Source organism: Nostoc sp. (assembly GCF_036917415.1).
In the GTDB taxonomy this organism is placed as follows: Bacteria; Cyanobacteriota; Cyanobacteriia; order Cyanobacteriales; family Nostocaceae; genus Nostoc.
In genome coordinates this window covers 241423-268100 of the sequence record NZ_JBALDJ010000025.1, presented here as the reverse complement: position 1 = coordinate 268100, position 26678 = coordinate 241423, and the positions used below count along the sequence as shown (strand labels likewise).

Annotated in this window: 29 protein-coding genes; 13 read left to right on the top strand and 16 right to left on the bottom strand. The window is 42.7% G+C overall.

What is annotated here, in order from left to right; all coding sequences use genetic code 11:
* The first annotated feature begins 252 nt into the window (after positions 1 to 252).
* On the top strand, positions 253 to 900 hold the full coding sequence (locus tag V7K41_RS04525) for an LON peptidase substrate-binding domain-containing protein (protein ID WP_334845916.1): 648 nt from the start codon (positions 253 to 255) through the stop codon (positions 898 to 900).
* A gap of 141 nt (positions 901 to 1041) precedes the next feature.
* Here V7K41_RS04525 and pheA read toward each other — a convergent pair whose 3' ends face one another.
* Positions 1042 to 1917, bottom strand: coding sequence for a prephenate dehydratase (gene pheA / locus V7K41_RS04520; protein WP_334845915.1), 876 nt, complete (start codon positions 1915 to 1917; stop codon positions 1042 to 1044).
* A gap of 465 nt (positions 1918 to 2382) precedes the next feature.
* Between pheA and V7K41_RS04515 the strand changes: the two genes are divergently transcribed.
* Positions 2383 to 2970, top strand: a complete 588-nt coding sequence (locus V7K41_RS04515) for a DUF1997 domain-containing protein (protein ID WP_334845914.1) — start codon at positions 2383 to 2385, stop codon at positions 2968 to 2970.
* A 133-nt stretch (positions 2971 to 3103) separates the two neighbouring features.
* Here V7K41_RS04515 and V7K41_RS04510 read toward each other — a convergent pair whose 3' ends face one another.
* The 4 genes from V7K41_RS04510 to V7K41_RS04495 all read right to left on the bottom strand — a co-directional run bounded on the left by V7K41_RS04510 (position 3104) and on the right by V7K41_RS04495 (position 10031).
* Positions 3104 to 3763, bottom strand: coding sequence for a ribonuclease HII (locus V7K41_RS04510; protein WP_334845913.1), 660 nt, complete (start codon positions 3761 to 3763; stop codon positions 3104 to 3106).
* 8 nt (positions 3764 to 3771) lie between these two features.
* Entirely contained in the window at positions 3772 to 5910 is a 2139-nt protein-coding gene (locus V7K41_RS04505) for an Rne/Rng family ribonuclease (RefSeq protein ID WP_334845912.1), read from the bottom strand.
* 937 nt (positions 5911 to 6847) lie between these two features.
* Positions 6848 to 9553: a TIGR03960 family B12-binding radical SAM protein gene (locus V7K41_RS04500; protein ID WP_334845911.1), complete on the bottom strand. Its 2706-nt coding sequence runs from the start codon at positions 9551 to 9553 to the stop codon at positions 6848 to 6850.
* 148 nt (positions 9554 to 9701) lie between these two features.
* A complete protein-coding gene (locus V7K41_RS04495; RefSeq protein ID WP_334845910.1) occupies positions 9702 to 10031 on the bottom strand; it encodes an STAS domain-containing protein in 330 nt (109 codons plus the stop codon).
* 469 nt (positions 10032 to 10500) lie between these two features.
* Between V7K41_RS04495 and V7K41_RS04490 the strand changes: the two genes are divergently transcribed.
* Entirely contained in the window at positions 10501 to 10701 is a 201-nt protein-coding gene (locus V7K41_RS04490; RefSeq protein WP_094349495.1) for a hypothetical protein, read from the top strand.
* Positions 10702 to 10908: 207 nt separating this feature from the next.
* On the opposite strand, the gene V7K41_RS04485 is transcribed toward V7K41_RS04490, so the two are convergent.
* Positions 10909 to 11274, bottom strand: coding sequence for a hypothetical protein (locus tag V7K41_RS04485; protein ID WP_334845909.1), 366 nt, complete (start codon positions 11272 to 11274; stop codon positions 10909 to 10911).
* Between the two features lie 295 nt (positions 11275 to 11569).
* Between V7K41_RS04485 and clpS the strand changes: the two genes are divergently transcribed.
* The 5 genes from clpS (at position 11570) to V7K41_RS04460 (ending at position 13677) form a co-directional block, all read left to right on the top strand.
* Complete coding sequence (clpS, locus tag V7K41_RS04480; RefSeq protein ID WP_012410249.1) at positions 11570 to 11851, top strand: ATP-dependent Clp protease adapter ClpS; 282 nt, start codon at positions 11570 to 11572, stop codon at positions 11849 to 11851.
* Between the two features lie 118 nt (positions 11852 to 11969).
* Complete coding sequence (locus tag V7K41_RS04475; RefSeq protein ID WP_334845908.1) at positions 11970 to 12800, top strand: CPBP family intramembrane glutamic endopeptidase; 831 nt, start codon at positions 11970 to 11972, stop codon at positions 12798 to 12800.
* A 37-nt stretch (positions 12801 to 12837) separates the two neighbouring features.
* Positions 12838 to 13014, top strand: coding sequence for a hypothetical protein (locus V7K41_RS04470; protein ID WP_334845907.1), 177 nt, complete (start codon positions 12838 to 12840; stop codon positions 13012 to 13014).
* A 4-nt stretch (positions 13015 to 13018) separates the two neighbouring features.
* Positions 13019 to 13246, top strand: a complete 228-nt coding sequence (locus V7K41_RS04465) for a hypothetical protein (protein WP_334845906.1) — start codon at positions 13019 to 13021, stop codon at positions 13244 to 13246.
* 161 nt (positions 13247 to 13407) lie between these two features.
* Positions 13408 to 13677, top strand: coding sequence for a hypothetical protein (locus V7K41_RS04460; RefSeq protein ID WP_334845905.1), 270 nt, complete (start codon positions 13408 to 13410; stop codon positions 13675 to 13677).
* Here V7K41_RS04460 and V7K41_RS04455 read toward each other — a convergent pair.
* From V7K41_RS04455 to V7K41_RS04440, 4 genes are all read right to left on the bottom strand, one after another.
* Complete coding sequence (locus V7K41_RS04455; RefSeq protein WP_334845904.1) at positions 13661 to 13903, bottom strand: hypothetical protein; 243 nt, start codon at positions 13901 to 13903, stop codon at positions 13661 to 13663. The two genes, V7K41_RS04460 and V7K41_RS04455, sit on opposite strands and share 17 nt — an antisense overlap.
* 57 nt (positions 13904 to 13960) lie before the next feature.
* A complete protein-coding gene (locus V7K41_RS04450) occupies positions 13961 to 14599 on the bottom strand; it encodes a pentapeptide repeat-containing protein (RefSeq protein WP_334845903.1) in 639 nt (212 codons plus the stop codon).
* On the bottom strand, positions 14596 to 15993 hold the full coding sequence (locus V7K41_RS04445) for a DICT sensory domain-containing protein (protein WP_334845980.1): 1398 nt from the start codon (positions 15991 to 15993) through the stop codon (positions 14596 to 14598). The genes V7K41_RS04450 and V7K41_RS04445 overlap by 4 nt, the downstream gene beginning before the upstream one ends.
* A gap of 136 nt (positions 15994 to 16129) precedes the next feature.
* On the bottom strand, positions 16130 to 17722 hold the full coding sequence (locus V7K41_RS04440; RefSeq protein ID WP_334845902.1) for a photosystem II high light acclimation radical SAM protein: 1593 nt from the start codon (positions 17720 to 17722) through the stop codon (positions 16130 to 16132).
* Positions 17723 to 18314: 592 nt separating this feature from the next.
* Between V7K41_RS04440 and V7K41_RS04435 the strand changes: the two genes are divergently transcribed.
* The 4 genes from V7K41_RS04435 to V7K41_RS04420 all read left to right on the top strand — a co-directional run bounded on the left by V7K41_RS04435 (position 18315) and on the right by V7K41_RS04420 (position 21095).
* Positions 18315 to 18683 (top strand): DUF1830 domain-containing protein, encoded by a 369-nt coding sequence (locus tag V7K41_RS04435; RefSeq protein ID WP_334845901.1) that lies wholly within the window; start codon positions 18315 to 18317, stop codon positions 18681 to 18683.
* 488 nt (positions 18684 to 19171) lie between these two features.
* Complete coding sequence (locus V7K41_RS04430) at positions 19172 to 19633, top strand: DUF4079 domain-containing protein (protein WP_334845900.1); 462 nt, start codon at positions 19172 to 19174, stop codon at positions 19631 to 19633.
* A gap of 68 nt (positions 19634 to 19701) precedes the next feature.
* Positions 19702 to 20268 (top strand): hypothetical protein, encoded by a 567-nt coding sequence (locus V7K41_RS04425; RefSeq protein ID WP_334845899.1) that lies wholly within the window; start codon positions 19702 to 19704, stop codon positions 20266 to 20268.
* Positions 20269 to 20276: 8 nt separating this feature from the next.
* Entirely contained in the window at positions 20277 to 21095 is an 819-nt protein-coding gene (locus V7K41_RS04420; protein WP_334845977.1) for an ABC transporter ATP-binding protein, read from the top strand.
* Between the two features lie 57 nt (positions 21096 to 21152).
* Here the strand turns inward: V7K41_RS04420 and V7K41_RS04415 are convergent, their stop codons facing one another.
* The gene (locus V7K41_RS04415) at positions 21153 to 21926 is read right to left on the bottom strand and encodes a response regulator transcription factor (RefSeq protein WP_069070133.1); all 774 of its coding nucleotides are present in this window, start codon (positions 21924 to 21926) and stop codon (positions 21153 to 21155) included.
* 601 nt (positions 21927 to 22527) lie between these two features.
* On the opposite strand from V7K41_RS04415, the gene V7K41_RS04410 reads away from it, so the two are divergent.
* Positions 22528 to 22776, top strand: a complete 249-nt coding sequence (locus tag V7K41_RS04410) for a DUF6761 family protein (protein WP_104907495.1) — start codon at positions 22528 to 22530, stop codon at positions 22774 to 22776.
* Positions 22777 to 23125: 349 nt separating this feature from the next.
* On the opposite strand, the gene grxD is transcribed toward V7K41_RS04410, so the two are convergent.
* The 5 genes from grxD to tadA form a co-directional block, all read right to left on the bottom strand.
* Entirely contained in the window at positions 23126 to 23449 is a 324-nt protein-coding gene (gene grxD, locus V7K41_RS04405; protein WP_292859475.1) for a Grx4 family monothiol glutaredoxin, read from the bottom strand.
* 87 nt (positions 23450 to 23536) lie between these two features.
* On the bottom strand, positions 23537 to 23794 hold the full coding sequence (locus V7K41_RS04400) for a BolA family protein (protein ID WP_292859473.1): 258 nt from the start codon (positions 23792 to 23794) through the stop codon (positions 23537 to 23539).
* A 223-nt stretch (positions 23795 to 24017) separates the two neighbouring features.
* Entirely contained in the window at positions 24018 to 24626 is a 609-nt protein-coding gene (locus V7K41_RS04395; protein WP_334845898.1) for a hypothetical protein, read from the bottom strand.
* Positions 24627 to 25285: 659 nt separating this feature from the next.
* Entirely contained in the window at positions 25286 to 26044 is a 759-nt protein-coding gene (locus V7K41_RS04390) for a lysophospholipid acyltransferase family protein (RefSeq protein WP_334845897.1), read from the bottom strand.
* Between the two features lie 112 nt (positions 26045 to 26156).
* Complete coding sequence (gene tadA, locus V7K41_RS04385; protein ID WP_334845896.1) at positions 26157 to 26642, bottom strand: tRNA adenosine(34) deaminase TadA; 486 nt, start codon at positions 26640 to 26642, stop codon at positions 26157 to 26159.
* Positions 26643 to 26678: the final 36 nt, after the last annotated feature.

Sequence of the window (26678 nt, the reverse complement as noted above, 5' to 3'; positions counted from 1 at the left end):
AGGACAAAACGCAAAGTCTGAGCGGAGATTTCCTCCGTTGGCGTAACCCGCCGTTCGCGAAGCGTCTCGAAGAGAAGGCATCAGAACTTTGTAAGAGAGGACAAATGACATTAGTATGAATATTTACACAGCCCTGAAGAAATATATCTCAGGGCTTTTATTTAGCTAGGAAACAAATGATAGAATGTAGATAAAGTACGGGAAAAGCAGAGAAAAAGAAATTTTAAAGATTAAGTTTATCCCAAAGCAACAATGACATCATCTTCTAAAATTGCAGTTCGCGAACTACCTCTGTTCCCGTTACCCGAAGTAGTTCTGTTTCCTACCAGGCCATTACCCCTGCACATCTTTGAATTTCGCTACCGAATCATGATGAACACGATTTTGGAAAGTGATCGCAGGTTCGGTGTTTTAATGTTCGATCCAGTCAAAGGTACAATTGCAAACACTGGTTGCTGTGCCGAAATTATTCATCACCAACGGCTGCCAGACGATCGGATCAAGATGATGACTTTAGGGCAGCAAAGATTTCGTGTATTAGAGTATGTTCGTGAAAAGCCATATCGCGTTGGCTTAGTTGAGTGGATTGAAGACCAACCGCCTACTAAGGATTTGCGACCTTTATCTTCTGAGGTAGACCAATTACTGCGAGATGTTGTGCGTCTGTCAGCCAAATTAACCGAACAAAACATTGAATTACCAGAAGATTTGCCCGATCTACCAACAGAGTTATCTTATTGGGTAGCCAGTAATCTTTATGGTGTCGCCGCAGAGCAGCAATTATTGTTAGAAATGCAAGATACTGTAACTCGTCTAGAGCGGGAAGCAGAAATTTTAACTTCTACTCGGAATCACTTGGCAGCTCGCGCTGTTCTTAAAGATACATTTAGTGAAAAGTGAGGAGTTAGGAGTTAGGAGTTAAAAGTGAGTAGTTATGAAGAAAAAACAAAAATAAAAGATCGACAACTTATAATTTATATTTCCTAGCTGATAACTGGTAAATCCTAAATTATACACTCTTAATAGATAACTCCTAATTTCTTAAGTAACGGCGTCGATCGGTAAAACATTATAAGCGCCAAGAATTTTTAAAATCTCTGTGTGAGTAATTAATTCTGCTAAAGCAGATTGCATTTGTGCTTCCTTGACATCTGCTTCTAAATCCATGAAAAACAAGTATTCGCCTAGCGATCGCTTCGTTGGACGAGATTCAATCCGACTGAGGTTAATTCCCAGTTGAGCAAATATTTGCAAAGGTTTTACCAATGCTCCGGGTGTGTTGGCAGGCATACTAAAAGCCAGTGATGTGTGACTAGCAGGCGCTTTTGTTGCCTGGTATCCAGCGTCCACTTCACCCTGACTTACTACCCAAAAACGAGTAAAGTTTTCTGGATTGTCGTTGATACCACTAGCAAGTATCGGCAGGTTGTAGAGTTGAGCTGCTCTACTAGAAGCGATTGCTGCCGTTGTTGTATCTTGCTCCAATCGCTGTAGTGCTTCGGTTGTAGAATTGCTGGGAATAATCTGTACAGTCGGGAGAAACCGCTCTAACCATCCCTGACATTGTGCCAAAGCTTGCGGGTGAGAGTAAACAGTATTAATTATATCTAAGCTAGACGCGCAAGAAATTAACGTATGGACAATGGGTAATACCAAAGCCAACTGAATTCGCAAACTGTCTAACTGCCAAAGTGTATCCAGTGTTGTTGTAACACTCCCTTCAATAGAATTTTCTGCTGGCACAACAGCCAAGTGGGTTTGACCATCAGCAACGGCGTGCAGTGACTGGGAGATGGTGGGATAAGGACTTAACATAGCTTCAACTCCCATACTTTTAGTCAACCAGTTGACATAAAGAACAGCTGCTTGTTCTGTGTAAGTGCCGGGAGGCCCTAAATGTGCGATCGATAAAGTCATGCTTTTAGCCTTGAGTTGCGAGTTTAATGCGTAAACAGAGATTATGATATTTTGGTTTGGCAAATATATCCAACATCTACTCTTACTAAACACTGTTATCTCTAAAATTTACGCACTAAAGGGATAGAACGAAATATGTATCCAAGAAAACAAGTTATGGAAATCTATCTGCTAAAAGACTGATTTCCTTGCAGTTTTTTTGCTAAATCCCTCTGAAGATTTAAGAGCAATTATATTGGTTTCTAACCAAACAAATAAGCATACTCTTGATTTTCTGTCAATACTTAAATCCTAATCTATATTTATTGAACTAAAGATAGAATGAGCGTACCAACTTTTTGCTAATGATGTATAGCTGATAAGCAACAATCATTTTTATAGTCAATAAATTTTGTACTTTTCTAATAATCAGAACTAAGTTGTTAAAAAATATTAAAATTAAGAAACAGATATTTTTATTAGCTCATGGCTACCCGGTTTACTGCCTGCCAATCGGTTGAAATCGCTGTTCCAGAGCAGCCTATTCCCATTCAGCACTACTTGCGTCAGCCTCAACGTCTGGTTAAGGCTTTGGTTGACAATAGCCGGATTCAGCAACTTTCTGAAGAAGTATTTCGCTTGAAAATGCGTCCGCTGACTTTTATGTCATTGAGTATTCAACCTACTGTAGACATGAGAGTCTGGGCAGAATCAAATGGAATAATTTATTTGCGATCGCTAGGCTGTGAAATTTTAGGTTTCGAGTATATTAACCAGCGCTTTGCTCTCAATTTAAAAGGGTATTTGTCTCCCAAAGACTTTAGCACTGGCACTCGCCTGCAAGGAAAAGCTGATTTAGAAGTGCTGGTGGATTTCCCACCGCCATTTTCCTTCACTCCTAAGCCGATTTTAGAAGCTACTGGCAATGGTTTGCTCAAAAGCGTGCTGTTGTCGGTCAAGCAACGTTTATTAAATCAACTTTTGACGGATTATCGTTACTGGGTAATATCACAAACCAAAGATAGAGGACTTGACAGTGATAGTACTGAATTACCAATCCTGAATGCTGAGTAATTTTTAAACAAACAGAATTCAGGAGTCAGGAACCAGATTCAGAATTGAATTCTGTAATTAGTGGAAGGTTTGTAGCTTGCTTCCCGCAGGATATCTTCTACTAATTCATTCTAAATTCTGTATTCTTCTTCAATCACTCAACACTCAGACCTTTGATTTGACAAGGACGAAAAGACTGACGGTGTAGGGGCGAGGGCCCGTATTGTTGCAAAGCCAGCAAATGCCGCTGGCTACCATAACCCTTGTTACACTCCAGGTTGTACATAGGGTATTTTAGTGCTAGACGCATTATCAGATCGTCACGCCAAACCTTAGCGATAATACTAGCAGAGGCAATAGCGAGCGATCGCTCGTCTCCTTTGACTATTGATTGTTGCGGTAATAGCAAATCTTTGATGGACTGATTGCCGTCAATCAAGCAAAGTGCAGGCTGTACTTTTAACTTCAGCACAGCCCGCTTCATTGCTAACAGCGTCGCTTGCAAAATATTTATCTTGTCAATTTCGGCAGTAGAAGCAAACCCAATTTTCCAGTCTATAGCTAGCCCACAAATTTGCTGCGCTAGCTGAGTTCTCCGAGAACTAGACAACTTTTTACTGTCTTTGATTTTAGCTGCCATCAGTATTGGCAAGGCGCGATCTGGTAAGATAACTGCTGCCGCCACCACAGGGCCAAATAGAGCGCCTCGCCCTACTTCATCCACACCTGCAACCAACCCTGGAATCTCTGACAACAAGGTAGAAAACTCCAACCAAGTGGATTGTTCCAAAGGTGTTGGCGATGTTTCTACCATAAAGTAAATTAATTATCCTCGATCGCAGAGGAACGGCGACGACGGCGGCGGCTGGCAGTGGCGCTGCTATTAGCTTCACTTTCATCTGCGATCTCGTTCGCGGCGGCTTTCGCAGATAAGCGTCCCGAAGGATTCACAGTCAACTCCGATGGTTCAGTTGTCTCTTCGATCAAAGATTTTTGTTCTGGCTCAATAACTTTTGGTGTCGGTATTTTGCTTGTAGTTATTTCAGGTGTTGCCTTTTGGGCAATAGTGATTATTTCAGGTGTTGCTTTTTGGACAATTGTTGATTCTGAGGTTGATTCAATTGGCGTCGTTGGCTGTTGACCGGGCTGAATCACATTTATAATCACAGACTTGGTATTTTTAACCTCTTGCTCTAACTTCACCAAGGGAGATATTCCCATTAAGGCAAATATATCCTGTTCTTGGAGGCTCATTTCTACGGTTCTAATCTCCGGTGGTTCTACCACTGGCTTAACTGGTTCTGCCTTGATAATTTTAGTACGCTCTACTCTTTCACTCCAGCCTGGTTTACCAAGGGTGGGTGAGGGAATTTCTGATGTAACTCCTAGTTCTGGTTCCACATCCAGGTCTAGGTCTGGCTCGTTAACAAAAGCTAGGGGATTGGGAACAACCCGAGATTCATCTTTCCCGTTTAATCCATTGACACCAATTCGACTGCGGCGCGTCCGGGTACGACGCTTATCATTAAGTTCTTGATAACTAGGATGATTGATCAGATTGAGGTTGCTCAATTCCGAGTCGCCGTCAAATGCTTCCCCAAATCCATCATAGGTTTCTCGTTGTTCCGGGATGCGGGCAGACGCCTGACGTGGTTCTCGGTGAGGCAAGGATACAAAACGCTCACGCTCTGGTGTCTCTGCCGGTATCGGTAATCGGTTTTCGAGTTCTCCAGGCAGACGCACGGTATGTCCTAAACCGCCACAGGTGGGGCAAGTTTCACCAAATAATTCATAAATATTTTGACCCTGACGTTTGCGGGTCAATTCTACTAGACCTAGTTCGGTAAGTTGGGCAATCTGGGGACGAGCTTTGTCTGCTTTGAGTGCTTTATTAAAGTGTTCGAGAACTTGCAATTGATCGCGTCGCGATTCCATATCGATAAAATCAACGACGATCACCCCAGCGATATTTCGCAGACGCAACTGGCGAGCAATTTCTGTTGCCGCTTCGCAGTTTGTCCACAAAACTGTTTCTCTAGCAGTTGCCGATCGCGTGAAGGAACCTGAGTTAACATCGATTACGGTTAATGCCTCCGTTGGCTCGATGATAATGTAACCACCAGAAGGTAGGTCTACTCTCGGTTTCAGGGCTTCTCGAATTGCAGCAGTGATGCGGAAGTACTCTAAAATTGGGGAGCGATCGCGATGATGGTCTATTAACAATCCCTGCGGTGTTTGACCGCCACTCCAATTCTGCAAGTACTGTTTGACGCGCTTCAAACCAGTACTAGAATCTACGACAATCCGATTGACATCCGCGCCGTACATATCCCGCAATACGCGCTGGATAAAGTCATCATCTCGGTTGAGCAGTGCTGGAGCACGGGTGGAATGGGCTTCCTGCTGAATCGCTTCCCATTGCTTTTGCAGTAACTCCAAATCTTCCATAATCGCTTCTTCGGGTTTGCCTTCTGCTTCTGTACGCACAAGCAAACCCATTCCCGCCGGTTTGACCAAAATCGCCAGCGCTCGCAAGCGGTTGCGCTCACTTTCACTTTTAATCCGTCGGGATAAATTGACGCCCCGACCGTAGGGCATCAGTACTACGTAGCGTCCAGGTAAGGTGATATTACCCGTGAGCCTGGGCCCTTTTGTCCCCGTTGGCTCTTTCATTACTTGCACCAAAACTTTCTGTTGTGGTGCTAGTAGTTCTGTAATTGCCGCTGCGGTACGCTTGAGCTTTAATGGCCCCAAGTCGGTGACGTGAATAAAACCGTTGCGCTCTGGGTCGCCAATATTGACAAAAGCCGCATCTATCCCAGGTAATACGTTTTCTACTACTCCTAAGTAGATATCACCTATTTGATGATGACCTGTAGCAACAACAAGTTCCTGTATTTGATCTTCAGAAAAAACCGCAGCAATTTGGTGCTGCTCCGCGATGATAATTTGTTTTGGCATTCAATTTCCTCAAAAATTGGCAGCACTTACAGGTTTGAGGTTTGTTGTATCAAGTCCGGTTAATTACTTAATAATTCAAAACTACCTGCGTCTCCGCGTCAGTTTGAATTAGCAGTGTTTTATCGGTTTGATATTATACTTTCGCTGCCCTCGCAACCCTCAAAAGGCGCTACTGATAATAAAAATCGCAAATCTGAGCTTCTAAGTTAAATAGCTATTGGCGCTCTTAAGAGCGTTTCCACGGCTGATTATTCCAGAACTGCTGCATATCGTTTAAGCAATTAAATCAACCGTCCGTGGTTGATTTGTGATGCAATACCCTCAATCAAGAGAGTTCTGAGTTGAAAGTTCTAAATCCTGAGTGAGCATTTTAACTCAGGATGCTTTATTTGAGAGTAACCAACTGAATTCGTTAAGAAAAAGAAACTATTTCTATTTTCCATTCCCCGGATTTATCTTAGGGTTATACTCAGCTGCGCCAGTTGCTAACCTGCCTTGAGCCGCTCTAGCTTAAGACAAGCAGCGCTTTGCGCGTCTGGTGAACGTCTACAAGTCGGCATAACCGACACCGGTTGCTTTAACTCTAAAAAAGTAATGCACTAGCTCTTGGGCACTACCTGGATTAGACATTCAGCAGTTGTTTAAAAGCATGGATTTAGAGAAGCTAACCGAGTCTGCTGTTAGTTACTGATTCACAAGGTAGCTATAGAGAAAGTGTGCATTCTTTAATCTGCTTTTTGATTTGTCTAGGATAAAATCCTAGAAGTTGCACTCTAATATCTTTGCTTTCGCCCCCTGAATACCAGGGTAGTGAACCAGCTAATTCAATGCAGCGCCAGAAAATTTCTCTTCACCCTATTCTAACGCAACCTTGCTAAAAATCAATTCCTGCGGTCTGCCATCTTAGGACAACTACTAGCAAGTTGCCCTATAGGGATTATACCCCTAAAATTAGCCGATTGCGGTGGATGTGCAGGAGTTGAAATTCTACATTAGCCACTGTCTCTAGCATAAACAGGATTTGTTCGGGACGCAACAGCAAACCGTCCTGGCGATAGCTACCTAGATAACGGATTACAGATGACATAGATTCTGCTTTGTGATTATGGGTTTCTACTAATTCCAGTTCAAACAAGCGATCGCGCAGATTTATTAACTGGCTCTTGCCTGACTTAGTTATTTGCTCGTACCAAAGTTCCTCTTTTGCTTTGATTGTATCAATCCAGTTTTGCCATTGTATGGGTGTTGTTTCTGCAAGTGCTGCTACAGTAATCAAATACTCTGCGGTCTCTAGCAATTGGGTAGCGGCACTTGCTTTTAAATCTATCTGCTCCACATTATATATAGGTATATCTGTGGGCATTTCACGAGTCAACTTTTCTCGGAAAGTATTAACTTCCACTGGCACAGTTAACTCGAAATCTGCTATTTCACCGCTGCTAGTAGCCCCTAAAGCCAAAGCAGTTGCTAGAGAAATCCGTGGCATTGGGTGAAACCCACCAGTAAAAGCAATTGGTAAGCCTGCTCGCCGCACAACTCGGTCAAATAGACGGATTAAATCCAGATGACTCATCAAAGCCATATTACCCTGCTTACCAAACCAAACTCGCAGTCTTTGCGCCTTAGTTGTGTTGGGAACAAACTCGCCAGCAAATTTTGGGATGGCAGGTGATTCAATCACGATATTATGCCCAAAGTCGATGCCACAGACACCACAATGAGAACAACCTTCAAAAGAGCAGTCGGGTACAATTGCAGCTTCTAGAGCGCGTTGCAAGTCTTCTTGAAGCCACTTTTTGTCAATCCCGGTATCAATATGATCCCAAGGTAGGGGCATATCTAGGGAGTGAGTGCTAAGTGGGGTATTATCCTCTGCTTCTCTGCTCCTCTGGTCCTCTGCTTCTCTGCCCTTCTGCGCTTCTGCGTGAAACAAATTCCATTCACCATTTTCTACTTGGCGGTATTTCCAATCTAAACCGGCTTGGGCGATCGCAGACCCCCAAGCACTAAAAGCTCGATCTAAATTTTCATACCAGGAATCCATACCAGCACCCAATTCCCAGGCAAGGCGGACTACTTTGCTCAAATTGCGATCGCCTCGTCCCACAAAATCTTCCATTGCCGAAATGCGGACATCGGTAAAATTTACCTTTACTGCCTTTATTCGGCGGAATTCTTGCCGCAACAGGTTTTGTTTTCGCTTAAATTCAACGGTAGAAACTGAATGCCACTGGAATGGTGTATGGGGTTTGGGCGTAAAGTTAGAAATTGTCAGGTTAAAGTTTAGGGGTTTTCTTCCGTTACCTCGACATTCTCGCTGTAGCCAGCTTACCGTTTCCGCAATGCCCACAACGTCAGCATCCGTTTCACCCGGCAAGCCAATCATAAAATACAACTTTATTTTATCCCAGCCTTGTTCCCAAGCGGTTTTTACTCCCCGCAACAATTCTTCATTCGTCAACCCCTTATTCACAATGTCTCGCATCCGCTGAGTACCAGCTTCTGGAGCAAAAGTTAGTCCACCTTGTCGCGTACCTCCCAGGATACTGGCAATATTCTCATCAAATCTGTCTACCCGTTGGCTTGGTAGAGTCAGAGAAATATTTTCATTTTTTAAGCGATTTTTGATTTCCATCCCCACTGCTGGTAGGGACAAATAATCAGAACAACTCAAAGATAGGAGGGAAAACTCATTGTAACCAGTTGCCCGCATACCCTGTTCAATTGCTTCTACAACCTTATCAGGTTCTACATCCCGTGCTGGTCGAGTTAGCATTCCTGGTTGACAGAAGCGACAGCCACGAGTGCAACCACGCCGAATCTCAATACTCAAGCGGTCATGCACCGTTTCTACATAGGGAACTAGACCAATGGAATATGCTGGTATGGGAGTTGCAACCCGTCGCAGAATTCGTTTTGGCACGTCTGGGCGACAAGGATGAACTGAGCCATCCTCTGCCATGTAGTAAAACTGAGGGACATATACGCCTGGTATCTGCGCTAAATCCAGTAATATATCTTCCCGACTCAATCCTGCTTGTTTGCCTTCTTCCAACACCAAACCAATTTCTGGCAGTAGTTCTTCTCCATCTCCAAGGGCGAAAAAGTCGAAGAAGTCAGCATAAGGCTCAGGATTCGATGTCGCTGTTTGCCCACCAGCAAAAATCAACGGAAAGCATGACTGGGTATCGGTAAGTTCCCCCCTGCCCCCCTGCTCCTCTGCCCCTCTACCTCCCTGCCTTTCTCGCCACGTCAATGGAATTCTAGCCAAATCCAACATTTCGAGGATGTTAGTTGCACCCAGTTCGTAACTGAGGCTAAAGCCTAAAATGTCGAATTCTGTCAGCGATCGCTTTGACTCTACCGCAAACAATGGCGTATTAGTTTCGCGGAGTTTGGCTGCCAGGTCTTTTCCTGGGAGGTAGGCGCGATCGCATAATTGACGCGGTTGAGCATTTAAGATGTTATAAAGGATGATGTGCCCTAAATTAGATGCACCGACTTCATATACTTCTGGGTAGGTTAAAACCCAATGTATTGCTGTCGTATCCCAAGGTTTGTGTACTGCTAACAGCTCGTTACCCAGGTAACGGGCTGGTTTTAAAATATCCGACGTTATTAATCTTTCAACTGCAACAACCACTGTGCTATCTTCTAGCTACCTTAATTACAGCTACCCAACCCCAACCTTAGCATTGAATTAGGTCTGATAACAGAATTTATCGTTGTAACTTACAACTCCTTTACAAAAACTCCACTTATTGCCCGAATTTTTGTGCTTTTACATAAAGTTATATTTGGGTAAACTCAGCTTCAGCGTCTAATATTTCAAATACCCTATCGAGTTGCGTTAGTTCAAAAATAATTCTAATTTGTGCAGCAACAGCACAAAGTCGGCAACTTCTTCCTAAAGTAAGAGCCAGCTTGTGTGTAGATAACAATGCCATCAACCCCGCGCTGTCTAACGATTCTACTGCTGCGAGGTCTACTACCAAGATGGAAATACCATTTTGCGCCAACGCTGTAGTCATATCTCGTTCAAATTCCAAGGCGTTTGCAGCATTTAAACACCCTTGGGGGCGAATAACTGCAATTTTGGGATAGTTAAGCACTGCCTGCATAGTTACATCCTATTAAGAATTTTGAAGCGTCAAGCTAAGGATTATTTGAACATAAACTCTATTTTGTTGCATCGACCCTACGTCTTAGCTCTCTTTGCTGAATCTTTATTGCTTTAGTATGTCTGTTTAAAGATTGTTATAATTCCAAGTTAAAATGTGTTTATATATACTTTTTTTTTATGTCAGTTCAAAAACAATCAACTATAGACGGCCATAGAGCAGACAAATTATCAGTAACTATGCTGATAAACCTTGCTTAGTCTATAACTAAAGCTAATTTAGCCAAGTCTTAACGGTAGGTTAAATCCCACTTTAGCGTTGCTGATGGTATACAGCAAAGTCATAGTGAATTATCTAGTTAACTAATTAAATTGTGATATATATCACTAATAAGTTAGTATTTGGATCGCTCTTTATACTGAGGCTGATCTGGGATGATTAGTGTCATATTACAGTTGGGTTATTATTTATGAGAACTCAGTACGCTATTCGGAAATTGGTAGAAAAAGCTCTTGACATTAAAAAACTAACTCCTGAGATAGAGAATGAAATCAACTCAGAACTGACGGAACTAGGTTACATTTCTGATGTTGATTACGAAGCCCTAGAATTATTAATGGCAGAGATGGATGCTGGACGAATCCAGTTGGTTCCTAGCCTGGGATTTTAAAATAATTCATAATGACGCTCTCTACGAGACGCTGCACTAACGTAATGACACTCTCTACGAGAAGTTGTGTATAGCTTACTTCTCTTTAAGGGTACGAGGACTCCCTAACATAATTCGTAATTAAATTTAGCAAGGGGACAAGGAAGACAAGGAAGAATTATTGAAAAAGTCTCTACTTGTCTATTCTCCATGCCCAATGCCCAATCACTAATCCCCAATCTCCAACCCCTCTTGATATGCTTGCCAAAGTTGGTGAATAAACTGATTGAGTTGCTGCTTGGCGGCTGAATCAGGTTCAGTTTTTGGCTCTTTTGCTAAAAGTTGGCTCAAGAAGGTAATTACTTCTGTGTCTAATGCTGCACGAAATGAATTGGCAGGCCAAAGTAAGTCAGACGCATCTCGCAAATCGGTAATTAGGGGTGATTCTTCTATGAAAGTAACCATTAATAAAGGACGCACCCAGCACAGCTGGCGGGAAACTACAAATTGAATGACTTCTGCATACAGGTTCCTGTTGCCATACTCTAAAGACACAATTTGTCCCGGTTGAAGAAAATCTAGGCTCATGTCCATCTTGGGCAGGGGCAAGGATTATTTTGCTTGCAACTTCCTTAATCTTAAAAGGAAAAATGCGCTACGTTTAAGGAAAGCTTCTGTAAGATTAGGGTAGCACTCTTACGGCAGCCATGTCTTAGACGTGTGCCTTATCAAGTGGCTACGCAAAACTAATACAACCAATCCCTGGCAGCCAAGGGTTTTCCTAGCATAGTATCTGAGCAGAAATACTATAGAATAGGTAAATAACTGTTGAGCGATCGCAAAACAGAGACTTTGTTGTAGTGAAGTAACGAGAAAAGAGCAAAGAGCCGTGTCAGTTGAAACTATTCAAAAGCCTTCCACAACCCGCAAGCTCGCGCCTCGGTATCGCGTTTTGCTCCATAACGACGACTACAACTCTATGGAGCATGTTGTACAGTCGCTAATCGCCACTGTACCAAGCCTTACCCAACCCCAAGCTGTGAGCATCATGATGGAAGCCCATACTAATGGGCTAGCTTTAGTCATTACTTGCGCTCTAGAACACGCTGAGTTCTATTGCGAAACATTGATAAGTCACGGTTTAAGTAGCACCATTGAACCTGATGAATAGTCATTAGTCATTAGTCGTCATGGTTTAAGTAGCACCATTGAACTCGATGAATAGTCATTAGTCATTGGTCATTAGTCGAAATTTAGAGTATTGGCTGCTGATTAGTGACTTATTTAGTATGAAAAAAAACCTTGTCCGTTTAGCTGAACGCCCTGCCCTTATTAGGCTGGGTGCTTTTATTTTGACTTTATTGTTGCTATGGTTGCCATTGGCTACACCAATATACTTACTAGTGCATGATTCAAACTTAGAAAGTATATTGACATTGGTATTGTTATATGCAGTATTTATTTTTATTCTGAGATTATGGGGTAAATATGTCTACCAGCAGCCCCAAATTCTGCGGTATTATGGCTTAGAATTCACGCGGCAAAACGGTGTGGATTTATTGCGTGGTTTAGCTCTGGGAATAATTAATATTCTGATACTTTTTGGGGTAGAAAGTTTGTTGGGTTGGTTGGTGTGGCAACAACCAAAAGTTTTTTTGCTGAAAGTGATTTTAGAGGGTTTACTTGTTGGCTTAGGTGTTGGATTTGCTGAGGAATTGTTATTCCGAGGCTGGTTGCTAGATGAATTACAACGAGATTACAGTCCACGTGTGGCATTGTGGACAGATGCAACTGCGTTTTCTACATTGCACTTTATTAAACCATTGGAGGCAATTATTCATACACTACCGCAATTTCCAGCTTTAGTACTGCTGGGATTAACGCAAGTATGGGGAAAGCGTTGGCGGAGGGGACGCTTGGGTTTTCCAATTGGTTTGCATGGTGGTTTAGTTTGGGGTTACTACATTATTAATGTGGGTAAATTAGTGAAATATTCTGGTCAGGTTCCTGATTGGGTAACTGGTGTAGATAATAATCCCCTACAAGGAGTGATGGGGGTGTTGTTAATGAGTGTACTAGCTTTGTGGATACGAGGGCGAACTGAGCGATCGCCTCTCTAATAATATAAGCGTTGGCTTATATATACACTGGTTACTTGTGGAACCCACAGAAGAGCAATACTTGGTAATAAATGCCTTAGAAACTCTAAATTTACTTGTTTGGAGATTATATGATGAAGACACAGGGTATTGGCACATTCAAACTCCTAGCACTGTTTTACCCTTGGCAACGATATTACGAAACGGCGAAGTAGTGACCTTTGGATGGGAATAAAACGATGAAGCAATCTAATACCATTAAACAGCAGCAAGCGCAAAGAATATTAGAATTATTTGCGATCGCGCGTCAGCGATATTTAGATGCAGGAGGAAATCCTCAACGGACTCCAAGCGGACTCAAGCAAGATGATTATATGACAGATGAGGAAAGGCAAGAAGCGCTGGTATTAGGAAGGCAAATTTTCCCACAAGAATATATTGATAATCGCAAATCGCCAAAAACGTAATAGATGATTGAATGGGTGTCAGCTACAGCAGACAACATCAAATATCCTTCCGTGGAAAGCTAGTCCATTCTTGACTACGCGCTACATCAATTTTCTATGTAGAAGGTGCTTTTCCCAAATTGGCACATAGTTATAATGAGTTATGTTAAGCCCACTATGCTATGAGCTTTAGCTTAGATAGCTTTCAACTCGACGGTATCATCACTGGAAAAATCATTAAGCTGGAGCCTACAGGTGTTCTGGTTAATTTTGATACAGATAAACTAGCTTTTGTGCCATTAGTAGAGCTATCATTCGCTGAGATTCAGTCCCCAGAAGAAGCTCTGCAACTAAATGAAATCCGAGAATTTCTGGTTGTGGGAAATTACGATGGGAATAAAAACAACGATCATCATTTACTTTGGGCGATCGTACCTAAGCCACATTTTTGACTGAGATAATTCCTTCACCATACCACTGAATCAGTAGCCATCTGTCAGAATCTTTATCCAGTGCTGGCTTGAGACGAAAATTAAAAACCTCTTGCCATACCTCTACGCCATACTGGGATACAAAATCTGCCTCCAATTCTTTGAATTGTTCCCATTGCCGATTTGCGATCGCGGTCAATATAGGAATAATTGCGGTGATTGAGACTTGTGCGGCGACGGATGTCATTCTGGGTAGTCCTCGAAAATACAAATAATCGGCATAGGTGGTTTTTTGATGCAATCTTTACGTAAGCGCCTCAACCACTGTCCCCACCAAACACGCTTTATTCAAATTAACGCCACTCAAATTTGCACCTTCTAACTCTGCACAGAGTAAATTCGCTCCCGTCAAATTCGCCCCCGCCAAATTCGCCCCCCGCAAATCAGCTTCTTCTAAGTTTGCTTCACTCAACAAAGCCCCTTGCAAATCAGCACGACTCAAATCTGCACCTTTGAGATTTGCCCCAGTTAGGTTTGCACCCCGCAAGTCAGCACCCCGCAAATCAACACCTTGCAAGTTAACGTTCATCAAATTGGCACCACTCAAGAAAGCACCTACTAATGACACATCACTAAGTCTTGCTCCCATCAAGTTAGCGCCACGCAAATTACTACCCCGCAAGTCAGCCCCGGTTAAATCTGCTTGCATCAGGTTTGCTCCCATTAAGTTCGCCCGCAAGTCAGTTTCTTGGAGGTTCGCCCCCATCAAATTTGCTCCCTCCAAATGCCCACCTTCGAGTTTGGAAGCCGCGAAATTAGTGCCGACAAGGGTAGCACCAGCAAGATTAATCCGGCTTAAATCCAGTCGGGAGAGTTCCTCGTCTTCTAAATTTGCCCCTGGAAGTTGTTTGAGTTTTCCTAATTTAATGGCTTCAATATTCATGTAAAGTAACTACCAATCTCCTCACTTATCTTGCTGTGGCTATCCCATTGGGAATCAAGTATCCAGATGCCGGCGCTGAATTTGGGTGTCATCAAGGGTAAGTCTAGTCCCTGTTGTAAACCCATTACTAATAAAGTTAGGGTATCTACAAGTTTAGGGTCAAAGTGGGTAGATTGTTGCTGTCTGCACTCATCTAAAGCTTGAGTAAATATCTGTTCCCGGCTTTGATTTGACGATTTTCGCTGATTGAGTCGCCATTGAAAGTCTGCCAATAATGCCAAAATTCTCGACTCTAAGGGAATTTCATCTCCAGCTAAACCTGCTGGTTCCCCTGTGCCATTCCACCACTCGGTTTGATGAGTAATAATTTGGGCAACTGCTCGCAGTCGTGGCATAGTTCGCAATACTTGCGCCCCTGGTACTAAGGGGCAAGTTAAGGGGGAACTGGGGGCATCTTCTTGGTAGCGTGTGGATATACCGCTTGTGAGAACGCTTTCTGCCTTCTGTAATGGATCTATGCGATGTAACAAAGCCGCCAGCCGCAATCTTTTAATCTGCCATGCGGGAAGATCCAAAAGCTGGGCGATCGCTTCAGCAAGTACTACTACTTCTGCCGCTGCCATTGGATTGTTGACATCTGCCATATCCATCAGTTGCGCCATTCGCAAAAAAGCTTGGATTTCGTTAGAAACCAAGTTGCGATCTAGGGTTTGTTTCTGAAGCGCTGTGGGGATGGATAAATTCTCTTGCCCAGTCTGGAGGTAATCTACTACACGCGAGACAACTGCACCTAAATTTTGGGATCTGTCCATTGAAGGTACAATTTGTTCTTTATCGGCTGTGAGTTTTTCCGCCAATTCTGGGTTGTATTTACTGATGTGAGCGATCGCTATTTCTGCTGTCTCTTGCACTAACTCTGGCTCAAATGTCCACAAACCATAGAATTTGCGCTCTAAGTCTAATGTCGGTACTCCAGCGCTGCCATAATCAGCCTCTGATAATTCTTGACAAATTACCATTGCTGTGTGTTTTGGCGATAAAATAATTAAATGCCACTCTTGCGCTACTGGATCGCTTGGATCTAATCTTACTAAATCTACATTGGGTAACTGACTGGTAGGATGTTCAGCAAAGCCGGATTCAGAGGCAGCCATGATGGCAATTTGGCGGCTGCGCTGGGCGATGTCTGCATATCGTTCAGCTTCTTGTAGATACCATTTACCCTGTTGGAAGGCTGTGATGACTAAGGGTGTACCGTCATCGGTTAAGATATGGTCTTCGAGAGCATGGCACAGGGCAACTAAGGTATTTTTGTAGTAAACACCGAATCGAATTGGCCTGGTGGTGTGGCGATGAGCTGTTTCTAGCTGTTGTAGGATTGAACCTTCTAACATGGGATTTGGTAAAAATAACCGCAGAGGCACAGAGAAGCCAGTGCGTTGGGCGGGTTTCCCGACTTGTTCGCGCAGCGTCTCCGACAGGAGAAGCAACTGGCGCGACACAGAGGAGGAAAATTAGAATTTGTGTTTACTAGGATACACCTGCTAACTGTTTTTCTTTCGTTTCCAATGGTGCTGTCAGTGCTGCTTCTAAGTCAGCACAACCCAGCTTTTCTTCTAAGATTTTCATAACTTCGCGTCCGAAGTCGTTGGGGTTTTGTTGCCAAGCTTGCAAGCAGACTTCGCCGAAAAATGAACCAAGGGGTTCGGGATTCCAGAGAAGTTTTTTGGCTGTCCACGGCATCAAACTCATTGGATTGTACCCTGGTTTGAGGATGCCTTCTTTGAAAGCGTACTCTTCTAAATGCGTATGGGGTTGTAGTCCAATAAAGAAGATGGCAGGTTCGACTTTATCAGCACCAAAAATCCGTTCTAGTTCGCGGTGGTAAGCAATGGTTTGGCGGATGGTTTCAGGACGTTCGTCAATCACGTTAAAAGAGTAGTTGACGGAAACTAAGTCGTTGAAACCAGCAGCTTTTAAATCACGGCAGTTTTGCAAGACGGTTCGCAGGTTATACCCCATCCGCATTTTCCGCACGAGTTCTTGAGAACCACTGGTAATGCCGATTTCAAAATAGTTCATCCCGGTTTTCGCCATCAAGTCACACAACTGGGGTGTCAAATTGTCAGCTCTGATATATGCTGCCCAGTGGATATCTGTCATACCAGAATCGACGATTTTTTGCAATAGTTCTATGGCATCGGCGATAAATTTTTTCGCGGGGATGAATTGGGCATCGGTAAACCAGAAGTTGCGAATGCCGCGATCGTATAATTGGCGCATCTCCGCAACTACTTCATCTGCTGGGTTGATGCGTACTTGTTTGCCTTCGACGACGGTGTAGACACAATAACAACAGTTGTGAGGGCAACCACGCTTAGTTTGTACACCTATATAAAAGTCTTGCTCTTGGAGGTAATAGTTAAATTCCGGCCAGATGCTTTCGATGTAGTCGTAGTTACAAGCTGTTTTTTCTATTGGGGTAGGTTGTTCGTGAATTAGCCGTTTCCGTGGTTGAGTTTCTCCGGCAACGTAACAGCGTTCATCTCGGAAATCTCTGCCACTTAAAAGTTTTTCCAGCAGGGTTTCGCCTTCACCTACAGAAATAATTGTCCCTTGGGGTAAGCTTTTACCTAACTGTTCGTAAAATACGCTAACTGCACCACCACCTACAACTACACGGGCATCAGAATTATATTTTTGAGCGCGTTTTAAACCGTGTTTGATTAAGCTCTGGTTTCGCCACAATTCTACATAGTAAGCGATGAAGATTCGCAAACCGCCCAATCCGCCGCGTAGTTTCAATAGAAGATTTTTGGCGTAGTAAAATTCAAAGGCGTTTTGCAGGGGGTTGCCACCACGTCCACCAACTGGGGCATAAATTTGAATATCCCGCCAAGAAAATACTAGTAGTGTCGGTTTAAATTCATCAATACAGCGATCCAGAGCCGAACTGTAATCTAAAGGTGGCACTGTTCCCAAATCAAAGATGCGCTGTTCAATATTAGGAAATTGCTTGTGGACATGATCGCTCAGGTAGACAACCCCAATGGGAAAGATGGGGTTACAAGGAAGGCGAACGTAAAGAATTCGATTTTCCATCATTTGTGTTTTAACTTCCATCTTGCCAATCTGTGGAGAAAGCGAGAGAAACATCCAGTCTTAAAGTGTCTGCTTGTTTTATTTGGTTTTATCGGTCGAATCGTGCTTGACATTTCAGCCGATTATTGGTATGTCCGAAACTGCCGTTAGCAACTGCGGAAAACGCTAAAATTTCTATGCATAAAACATACATAGAATCTATAGAGAGCTTTATGAAGACATTTTTTCATATAGCTTTACCATAACATCGAGTTTATTCATTAAGCGATGATCCCCGTCGATTAATCCTGGGATAGATGAAACAGCAAAACTCACTTCCCCGCTATGCAAAAAGCAAGGGGATCGTTGTTATGTCAATTCTCCAACAATCTGTTTTAAGAGAATTGAAACTTTCATCCCAGAAAAAAATATCAAAAATTTTTATTTATTTATAGTGTATAATTGCGAAAAAGGTGTGAATATTTACAAAATTTTCATAACTAAAAATATATCTTTAGACAAAAATAATCTACAACTACTCAGTTGGTATTCGCAGTTACAGCAACTGGGGATCAGTGGGTGCTAGGCTTGGCTAGTGTAATGTAAAATTGTGGCGTAAAGCTCCTCAGCAGTTATGGCTCAAATATTAGATCCTCTACCACCTGAGCAATCAGGAAAAATTCTCTGCTGCTACATTAATGCCACGAGCAAAATACAGGTAGCTCGCATCTCCAACATTCCCAACTGGTATTTTGAAAGGGTTGTTTTCCCTGGACAACGTTTAGTTTTTGAAGCTCCGCGAAAAGGTCAAGTGGAGATTCATACAGGGATGATGGCAAGTGCAATTTTATCCGATAAGATTCCGTGCGATCGCCTGATGCTTGAAGAACCCAGTACTTATGAGTTTGATACAGACTCATCAGATGGAAAAGACCCTATTAATACCCAAGCAATCGTGCAGCAACTTAATACAAAAAACGGAGATAAGCTGTTGCGTCTTTAATTTTTCAGAGTATTCTTGTTGCAACAAGGGTTCTAAACCCGAAAAAGCGCAATTTATAAGCGCGACAGCTTACTACAAAACCTTTACAAATCATTGATTTAGCATCGGTTGATTAAAAAAAACAATTTTACTAAATTAGGACTTACGCAAAATATCTCTCAAACTCTGATTTCTCCGTGCCGCGCCAGTTGCTACAAGTCGGGGAACCCGCCCAACGCACTGGCTTCTCTGTGCCTCTGCGGTTCGTTATTCCGTAACTTGTGCGTAAGTCCTATAAATTTCAGGGTTGCTAATTCAGCAGCCCTTTTTGTTTATTAGACCTCTTGCAGGAATGCAAAACTTGCCCTCATCCCCCAATATTGGGAGAAGGGGTTGGGGGATGAGGGCAAGAAGTCTATTATTTATTGGGCATTGGTTATTCTCATTGTCTCCCTCCCTCATCTCCCCCTGTTCTCCTCTGCTCCCCTATCTCATCTACAATCATTCTTATGAATCTGCCTTCATTTCTTTGGTTGTGGAAAATAGCCGCCTGGTCAATGGGATTGTCCCTGCTGGCATATCTGATGTTAGCAGTTACTGGCGTTTGGATGTTTCGGGCGAGAACTTCGCAGCAATTCCCTTTTATTACCCCGTTTATAGGTGGTAATAAAGGGGTGCGATCGCTCCACTATACAATGGGCATCAGCATGGTAAATTTAGTGCTACTGTTGCTAGCGATCGGCATTGTTGGCACTTTAGGGCACTTTGGCTCTTTAGGTCACTCGTCACACCTAATCGCTGGGTTGATAGTGGTTGGATTAGTTCTACTGTCTGCTTTCAGTGCGACCCAAATTAGTAACAGACGACCTTGGGCCAGACCCTTACACATCAGCGTCAATATTATTTTGTTTATAGGATTTGCCTGGGTGTCCCTTACTGGTTGGATTGTAGTGCAAAAGTATTTACCGTGAACTACCATACACCAACTACCAGGGAGATAGACCTACCCTACAATGAAGAAAAGCATTGTAATTGAGCCGTGACAGCAAACTCAGCCAATATCTCAGCTTCTGTTTTTCATCTGTCTCCTTTGATTCGGATAACGTTGCTGAGTCTATACATAGCACTCACAGTCCCATTACCCTTCTTATCGCAGGTAACAGCTGCACCCGTACCTCCAGAATTATTGTGGATAGGGATTGGCATCGGTTTAGTTGCCTTGTACGCGGTATTAACTGAACAAGTAACGGTAGATGACCAAGGAATTCAGGTTACTTACCCCGCCTGGGTGCCTCGCTTTTTTCGTAAAGGCTGGTCTTTACCTTGGTCAGAGGTGAAAGAGTTAAAACCCCGCAGTACTGGGCAAGGAGGGCTAGTTTATTACTTCCTCAGCCAGGATGGGAAAGCTTATTTACTACCGATGCGTGTAGCTGGATTTGCCCGTTTAGTGCAAATTGTCCAAGTAAAGACGGGCATTGATACTACAGATGTTCGCCCTTTAGCACAGCCGTGGATGTACCTGATTTTACTGGGATTTACTCTGCTGCTACTATTAGTCGATGGCTGGGCGATCGCTACAGCTTTAACTACTGCACAATTAACTTAAAATTAGGCATGGGGCATTGGTTATTTCTCCCCACTCCCTACTCCCTACTCCCCTTGAATACAGCAAAAGCCACAGTCAGGCTAGAGCAAGTTAATCTGTTTACAAAGCTGAAAACCCAACTTCCCGGCAATCAGCAGGGATACCCCATATTGCAGGATATTTCCTTAGAGGTATTCCAGAGCGAACGCATTGCCATTGTCGGCCCAGTAGGCACTGGGAAAACTTCGTTATTACACCTCATCAACCGCCTAATTGAACCCACGAGTGGTAGACTCTATCTAGAAAATCAAGAATATCGCCAAATACCCGTCATCCAGCTACGGCAGATGCTTGTACTTGTATTGCAAGAGTCAAAGCTGTTGGGGATGACAGTTGGGGAAGCCTTGGCTTATCCTTTAGTTTTGCGTGGTTTGCCCAAACAGACAATTCAGCAACGAGTTAATCATTGGACAGACCAACTGCACATTCCCAATGAATGGTTAGAGCGAACAGAGGTGCAACTTTCTGCCGGACAACGACAACTAGTAGCGATCGCTCGTGCCTTAGTCATCCAGCCTAAAATATTATTATTAGACGAGCCAACCTCTGCCCTAGATACTGGTACAGCTTCTCATCTAATGCAAGTCTTAATCCAGTTGAGTCAAACTCATCAAAGCACGATTCTGATGGTCAATCACCAACTGGAACTAGCCCAGATGTTTTGCACTCGGTTATTACACCTACAACAAGGTCGTTTATTCGCAAATCAAAGAGTCTCAGAGATAGACTGGGTTGAATTACAAAAAAGCTTAATTCAAGCAGAAGCTCAAGATGATTTTGGATTTTAAATTGGCTTGATAAAAAGACAGAAGTCAGAAGTCGTTATCTTACTCCCCAATGCCCCATCAAACTTGACTACTACTAAGTGTTGAACGTTGATTACTAAATCTCTCTCTAGCTAACTTTGTTGTTTGTGACTGTGAAATATTAGTATTCAAAATTTCCATGTTAAAACGGTATCCAACATTGCGGATAGTTTGAATCAAATTGGGTTGCCGAGGATCGAGTTCAACCTTTTTCCGTAGCGATAAAACGTGAGTATCAATGGTACGAGGGTTATCAATAGCGTCAGGCCAAGCACGACGCAACAATTCCGATCTACTTAGAGGTACTCCTCCAGCTTGTGCTAAAACGTACAGCAAACTGAATTCCTGGGGCGTTAAGTCAATGAACTCCCCTTGGAAGCGGACACGACGCTGAACTAAATCGATTTGCAAAGTGCCATAATCCAAATAAGCTGGTGCCGTAGGTGTGCGCTTCCGGCGAATCAGTGCTTCTACCCGTGCCAAAAACTCTTGCATTCCAAAAGGTTTGCTCAGGTAATCATCTGCACCCGCCTTTAAACCTGCGACTATATCAGCTTCACTATTACGGGCAGATAGCATTAAAATTAGAGGCTGCTGCTGACGATGCAACCAACGACAAAACTCAATGCCATCACCATCAGGCAGGTCTGCATCTAAAACTACCAGTGTTGGTTGATGGCTTAAAAATACTTCCCTTGCTTGATAAATACTGGCAGCTTGATGCACGCGGTATTCCAGTTGTTGCAAGTGCCAACCCAACAACGACCTCAGATGGGGATTCCCCTCAATGATTTCTATACAAACCGAACCCACGGTGGCAAGACCCCTTAGCGTCGATGACTTTCAAAGTAACAAGCCCATCTCTAAGGTTTTGTAGCCTTTGTTACTTCAATTGCGATTAACTTTACATTTCCTAATAAAATGGGTGTCAATATCTTTAACTTATGCCTTTATGCCTTGCCGATAGGCGATTATAAATATTATTAAATTTTTATTAAATTTTTTGAAAGTGTTGTTAGACTTATGAAAAGTTCTTTTAGCTTAACATTTTGCTTTTAAATGGGTGTTATGTAGCAAATATCTATAACCCAATCAGTTAACCACTACTACAACAGCTTTTCAACCTGATGGTGAAAGTCGATTTTTTCGCAGAAATTAGAAATTTTAATGCTTCTATCCAGGAATATAACATTAATACAATTGGGCTGTTGATTGTAAAAATCAAAAAAAATAACTTAGCAGCTAACTAGAATTGGTGTTTTCTGGAATAGGATTAAAGAAGCTTGTAGCTGCTATGAGGGTACTACCCAAAGTAGATGTGTTGACTTTGAGTTAATGCCAAAGTGAAATTACACTTCACTTTTGAGCGTGAATCATTTACAATTCTCATTCCAAAGAGATTAATACAGCAGTTATGCTCCAAGACACACAAACCATCCGCTATTACCAAAGACTTACCGACGCCTTCGTCGAGCTATGGAATCGCGGTTATCGCACGGATGATATGCGGATGTATTTGGATGGATATCTAGCCGCACTGCGACATAGCAACGTCATTGAACCTTTTCTGATTCATCGCCTAGAAGAGGAAGCCAGCCGCTACTTATACGATGGATCGAACTTTGCAGTCCCGCAACCACAGCCACAACCCGATTACTACTAAGTACCATTTACCTGGTCATTGATAGTAACCGTTAATTACCGCAAGTAATTATAGCATATTATTTGTATTAGTCAACGGGTTGCCGTGGTGTGAAATTTTGGAGATGATATTGTATTGATTAAACGCATCCCCTCAGTCCTATATTGGTTTTGCCAATACGACTGAGGGGATTGTTGGCTAGCTATGAAATCAAGTCTAACAAAGAGTATTTTTGTCAAAAACCGATTAAAAAACCCTTGAAAGGGGAGGAATATAGTGTCTCTCCTTTCAAGGATATTAAAAACGGCAGATTGCCTTGATTGCGAAGCGCAAATTCAGCAGTATAGCCTTTAGTTTGCGTAAAGAAAAATTAAGAAGCTAATGCTACTTCTACCTTTTGCTGCAATTCACCTTTTTGGTACAGTTCAATTAAGATGTCAGAACCACCAAGGAATTCACCATTGAGATACACTTGGGGAATTGTGGGCCAGCTAGAGTATTCTTTAATACCTTGACGAATTTCAGGGTCTGATAGAACGTCAACCGTCTCAAAGGGAACTCCTAAGGTATTGAGAATCTGCACAACATTGTTGGAGAAACCACATTGGGGCATTAACTTGTTTCCCTTCATGAAAACTAAAATCTTGTTTTCTTGTACCAAGCTATCAATTTTGTCTTTGAGTTCTGGTGTCATGGTATTTATGTTTCCTATGTTGGATTCAACAGTGAGGAGTGAGGAGTGAGGAGTCTAGATTCATAACTCCTAACTTCTAACTCTTATTTACGAAGCTGCTGTTGCTTGCCAAGCTTCGGGAGTGTATGTTTTCACCGCCAAGGCATGAATCGCTTCAGTTGACATAGCTTGACCCAACGCACCATAAACTAACTGGTGCTGTTGCACTAGTCCTTTACCTGCAAAGTGCGATGAAACTACTGTCACCTGATAGTGGTCGCCGCCCCCAGTCAAGTCTTGCACCTGAACCTGTGCGTCTGGCAGTTCCGCCTTGATCATTTCCTCAACCTGTTGCGGACTAATCATCGCAATTCCTGAAAAAACTTACTTTTCTATTATTAACAGATATAGAGCAAATGCCTGTGCCAACTTCAGGCTTTGGCAAGGCTGTAGACAAAGGCACCTCTGGGGTGTATTGCTTGAGAACGCTGGGTCAAGGTTACGGCGGATAGCTCTATCCTAGCACTGGGGCGTTCCCAAGCAACTGAGAAAGGAAAATGTAGGTAAAAAGAGGTAACAAAAATTTAATTTATTTTTTTGGGGATGAGGAGGATGAATTACTACCTTCTCTGGGATAGGGAGAATCAACAAAACCCAACTCAAACAACTGTTTATAGGCTTTCTTGCCTAAATCCCGCGTTGGGTTTTGACTCTTAATTATTTGAATCAACAATGGTACAGCTAATTCTGGTTGATTTTGTGCCCGATGTACCAATGCTAGCTGAAAAGTAGCTTCATCTCGCTTTTGGGCTGTTAATAGAGCTTTTTGACGCTGAGAATCAGAAACTCTGTTGTCAATTCCCGAAAAGCTAGAATTTAACTCTTGATAAAAATTAGATAGCTGATTATAAACTTGACGTGCTTCTTGCAGTTTTTTGGCTGCTAAGGGGTAGTTTTGAGCAGAAACAGCTTGTTCTGCATCTTTTACTAAGCGATCGCCACCTGCAATGCTCAAAAGGCTGTTACTTTCGGTTATGGGGCGCAGATTATTTGGATCGTTGGGGTCAATCAGTTGTGGTTGGCTGGTAGTGCCTGGTGACTGTGATACCTGAGCATTCACAGGTGATAGCAGGCTGAGGACTGCTATAACTGATAAAACAGTACGGTGCATCAAGGTAACAGCGGCAGCAGTGTTCATGGGATCAATTAGTGCGACAACTATATAAAAGAGTTACGGAAACTTCGGGTATCTTAACTCTGTTTTGGTCTTGGACAAAGCAAAGTTACATCCTAAGTATCTCTGATTTAGACTAAAAATCAGTTTAATAGAGTTCCCATTACCCCTGTATACCAACTAACTTATGTCGCTGTAATGAGCGATACCTACGGTGGAGTGCATTACCATCTGTCTGACTCCCGATTTTTTTCCCCAATAATTATCTGAGCTTAACTGGAATATTTGGCAGGATAATTTTCCCTTCTTCACTGCTTGAAGTATTTGCGTAGGCGTAGCCCGCCGTAGGCATTGCACCAAACTAGTTCAGAATGGCAATGTCTTCAGTCGGCGCTTTCCAACTTTTATTTAACTATATGACCAAATAATCAAAATTTTTATCATCAAGTAATTCAGTAGTTTTCAAACAATTAAGTAGCTATTGGCTCAAAAAAATGCCAATTTGGCTGAATATATCATTAATAGAGGGTAATCTATATATATACATACTCAAAGGTTGCAAAACACCACTAATCTTTTGTAACTTACTCAGGATGAATATAGCAGTTAGCAATTAGTGTCAAATATTGAAAAGGTGCAGTTTCTAAATTATGCACGGTCAATAATTATGAGGTTTGACTATTTCAAGAATTAGTAATTTCTGCAAATGCGTGGTTAGTAATTTTTGTTTCTTGATGGCTTAACTGTTGCAGTGCCTTTGCTAAATCAGTTGTAATGCTTTTGGCATCTTGTTTTATAGAGCCATTCATGTAATCCGCGACTTTGATTGGAGAGCCAATGTCAATACTCACATCTGTACCCCAATTGGGATAAGATTGGCTGTAATTAATGCCTATGGGTATAATTTTCACTCCCAGCCCGGAATGACTAGATTCGGCACTCAAAGCAAGACGGGCAATTCCCGGCTTCAACTGGTGAACTTGGCCATCACGAAAAATGTTACCTTCTGGAAAAATCACCAAGGTTTTGTGCTGCTGAAGTAGCTCTACTCCATGTCGCAGGGTGCGGATTGATGGATGCTTAGAATTTACAGGAAACCCCCCCAAACGTTGGACAAACCAGCCTTGCAAACCTTGGCATTCGTCAATAGTCACCATAAACCGCAGGTCTTGTTCTCTGCGACAATCAGAGGTAGCGTAAGGTACAAGCAAGGCATCCCAACGCGCCCGATGAGTAGGTGCAAGGATCACAGGCCCAGTTCTAGGGATATTTTTTTGTCCGGTTATTCTAATTTGTCCAAAGAATAATGGTAATAGGCAGTGACGCCCTAATAAATATGCCAGAGGACTTAACCAAGGAGAAACCCTTGAGGTAGTGCTATCTACCTGAGGATTTACTGGGGTTTGCTGGCAGGTATCGGATGAAGAGTAAAATTCCATCATGACGGATGCAGCTGATTGACGGGTAAAATTTAATGAAATGCCTGATTAGTTACACCGTAGATTCTCTTGTGTGACTTGTGTCGTACTAGATGGACAGTTTTACCTCTGTCCGTTATTTTACCCGACGCCGCTTAGTAGCAAACCAAGCCTGTAATTGCTGACGACAAGCTGACTCTAGTATGCCTCCAATTACCTGTAAGCGGTGATTAGAAGCAGCGCTATCGGGTATGTTAATAACTGTACGAATTGCGCCAGTTTTTGTATCGTCTACTCCATATACAAGTAGTTTTAGTCGTGATTGGACGATCGCACCTGCACACATCGCGCAAGGTTCGAGAGTTACATAGAGGGTGCATTCATTAAGATGCCAATTTTGTAAAGTTGTTGCCGCTGTCTTAATAGCGAGAATTTCCGCGTGAGCGGTAGGATCTTTGTCGCGCTCTTTTCTGTTTTCTCCTTGTGCCAGCAATTTGCCTGTCGAATCAATGATAACAGCACCTACAGGGATTTCACCTGCCTCACCTGCTGTTTTTGCTAATTCTAAGGCATAACTCATCCATTGTTGATGTATAAGATATTCTGTATACTTAGTTAGCATATTCTTATCAATTCGATACTCCTTGCCCTAAAGGTG

What these genes read in the sequence shown, in the direction of transcription:
- V7K41_RS04525 (WP_334845916.1), top strand. Translation starts at nt 253, where the DNA reads ATGACATCATCTTCTAAAATTGCAGTTCGCGAACTACCTCTGTTCCCG.
- pheA (WP_334845915.1), bottom strand. Translation starts at nt 1,917, where the DNA reads ATGACTTTATCGATCGCACATTTAGGGCCTCCCGGCACTTACACAGAA.
- V7K41_RS04515 (WP_334845914.1), top strand. Translation starts at nt 2,383, where the DNA reads ATGGCTACCCGGTTTACTGCCTGCCAATCGGTTGAAATCGCTGTTCCA.
- V7K41_RS04510 (WP_334845913.1), bottom strand. Translation starts at nt 3,763, where the DNA reads ATGGTAGAAACATCGCCAACACCTTTGGAACAATCCACTTGGTTGGAG.
- V7K41_RS04505 (WP_334845912.1), bottom strand. Translation starts at nt 5,910, where the DNA reads ATGCCAAAACAAATTATCATCGCGGAGCAGCACCAAATTGCTGCGGTT.
- V7K41_RS04495 (WP_334845910.1), bottom strand. Translation starts at nt 10,031, where the DNA reads ATGCAGGCAGTGCTTAACTATCCCAAAATTGCAGTTATTCGCCCCCAA.
- V7K41_RS04490 (WP_094349495.1), top strand. Translation starts at nt 10,501, where the DNA reads ATGAGAACTCAGTACGCTATTCGGAAATTGGTAGAAAAAGCTCTTGAC.
- V7K41_RS04485 (WP_334845909.1), bottom strand. Translation starts at nt 11,274, where the DNA reads ATGGACATGAGCCTAGATTTTCTTCAACCGGGACAAATTGTGTCTTTA.
- V7K41_RS04475 (WP_334845908.1), top strand. Translation starts at nt 11,970, where the DNA reads ATGAAAAAAAACCTTGTCCGTTTAGCTGAACGCCCTGCCCTTATTAGG.
- V7K41_RS04465 (WP_334845906.1), top strand. Translation starts at nt 13,019, where the DNA reads ATGAAGCAATCTAATACCATTAAACAGCAGCAAGCGCAAAGAATATTA.
- V7K41_RS04460 (WP_334845905.1), top strand. Translation starts at nt 13,408, where the DNA reads ATGAGCTTTAGCTTAGATAGCTTTCAACTCGACGGTATCATCACTGGA.
- V7K41_RS04455 (WP_334845904.1), bottom strand. Translation starts at nt 13,903, where the DNA reads ATGACATCCGTCGCCGCACAAGTCTCAATCACCGCAATTATTCCTATA.
- V7K41_RS04450 (WP_334845903.1), bottom strand. Translation starts at nt 14,599, where the DNA reads ATGAATATTGAAGCCATTAAATTAGGAAAACTCAAACAACTTCCAGGG.
- V7K41_RS04445 (WP_334845980.1), bottom strand. Translation starts at nt 15,993, where the DNA reads ATGTTAGAAGGTTCAATCCTACAACAGCTAGAAACAGCTCATCGCCAC.
- V7K41_RS04440 (WP_334845902.1), bottom strand. Translation starts at nt 17,722, where the DNA reads ATGGAAGTTAAAACACAAATGATGGAAAATCGAATTCTTTACGTTCGC.
- V7K41_RS04435 (WP_334845901.1), top strand. Translation starts at nt 18,315, where the DNA reads ATGGCTCAAATATTAGATCCTCTACCACCTGAGCAATCAGGAAAAATT.
- V7K41_RS04430 (WP_334845900.1), top strand. Translation starts at nt 19,172, where the DNA reads ATGAATCTGCCTTCATTTCTTTGGTTGTGGAAAATAGCCGCCTGGTCA.
- V7K41_RS04420 (WP_334845977.1), top strand. Translation starts at nt 20,277, where the DNA reads ATGGGGCATTGGTTATTTCTCCCCACTCCCTACTCCCTACTCCCCTTG.
- V7K41_RS04410 (WP_104907495.1), top strand. Translation starts at nt 22,528, where the DNA reads ATGCTCCAAGACACACAAACCATCCGCTATTACCAAAGACTTACCGAC.
- grxD (WP_292859475.1), bottom strand. Translation starts at nt 23,449, where the DNA reads ATGACACCAGAACTCAAAGACAAAATTGATAGCTTGGTACAAGAAAAC.
- V7K41_RS04400 (WP_292859473.1), bottom strand. Translation starts at nt 23,794, where the DNA reads ATGATTAGTCCGCAACAGGTTGAGGAAATGATCAAGGCGGAACTGCCA.
- V7K41_RS04395 (WP_334845898.1), bottom strand. Translation starts at nt 24,626, where the DNA reads ATGAACACTGCTGCCGCTGTTACCTTGATGCACCGTACTGTTTTATCA.
- V7K41_RS04390 (WP_334845897.1), bottom strand. Translation starts at nt 26,044, where the DNA reads ATGATGGAATTTTACTCTTCATCCGATACCTGCCAGCAAACCCCAGTA.
- tadA (WP_334845896.1), bottom strand. Translation starts at nt 26,642, where the DNA reads ATGCTAACTAAGTATACAGAATATCTTATACATCAACAATGGATGAGT.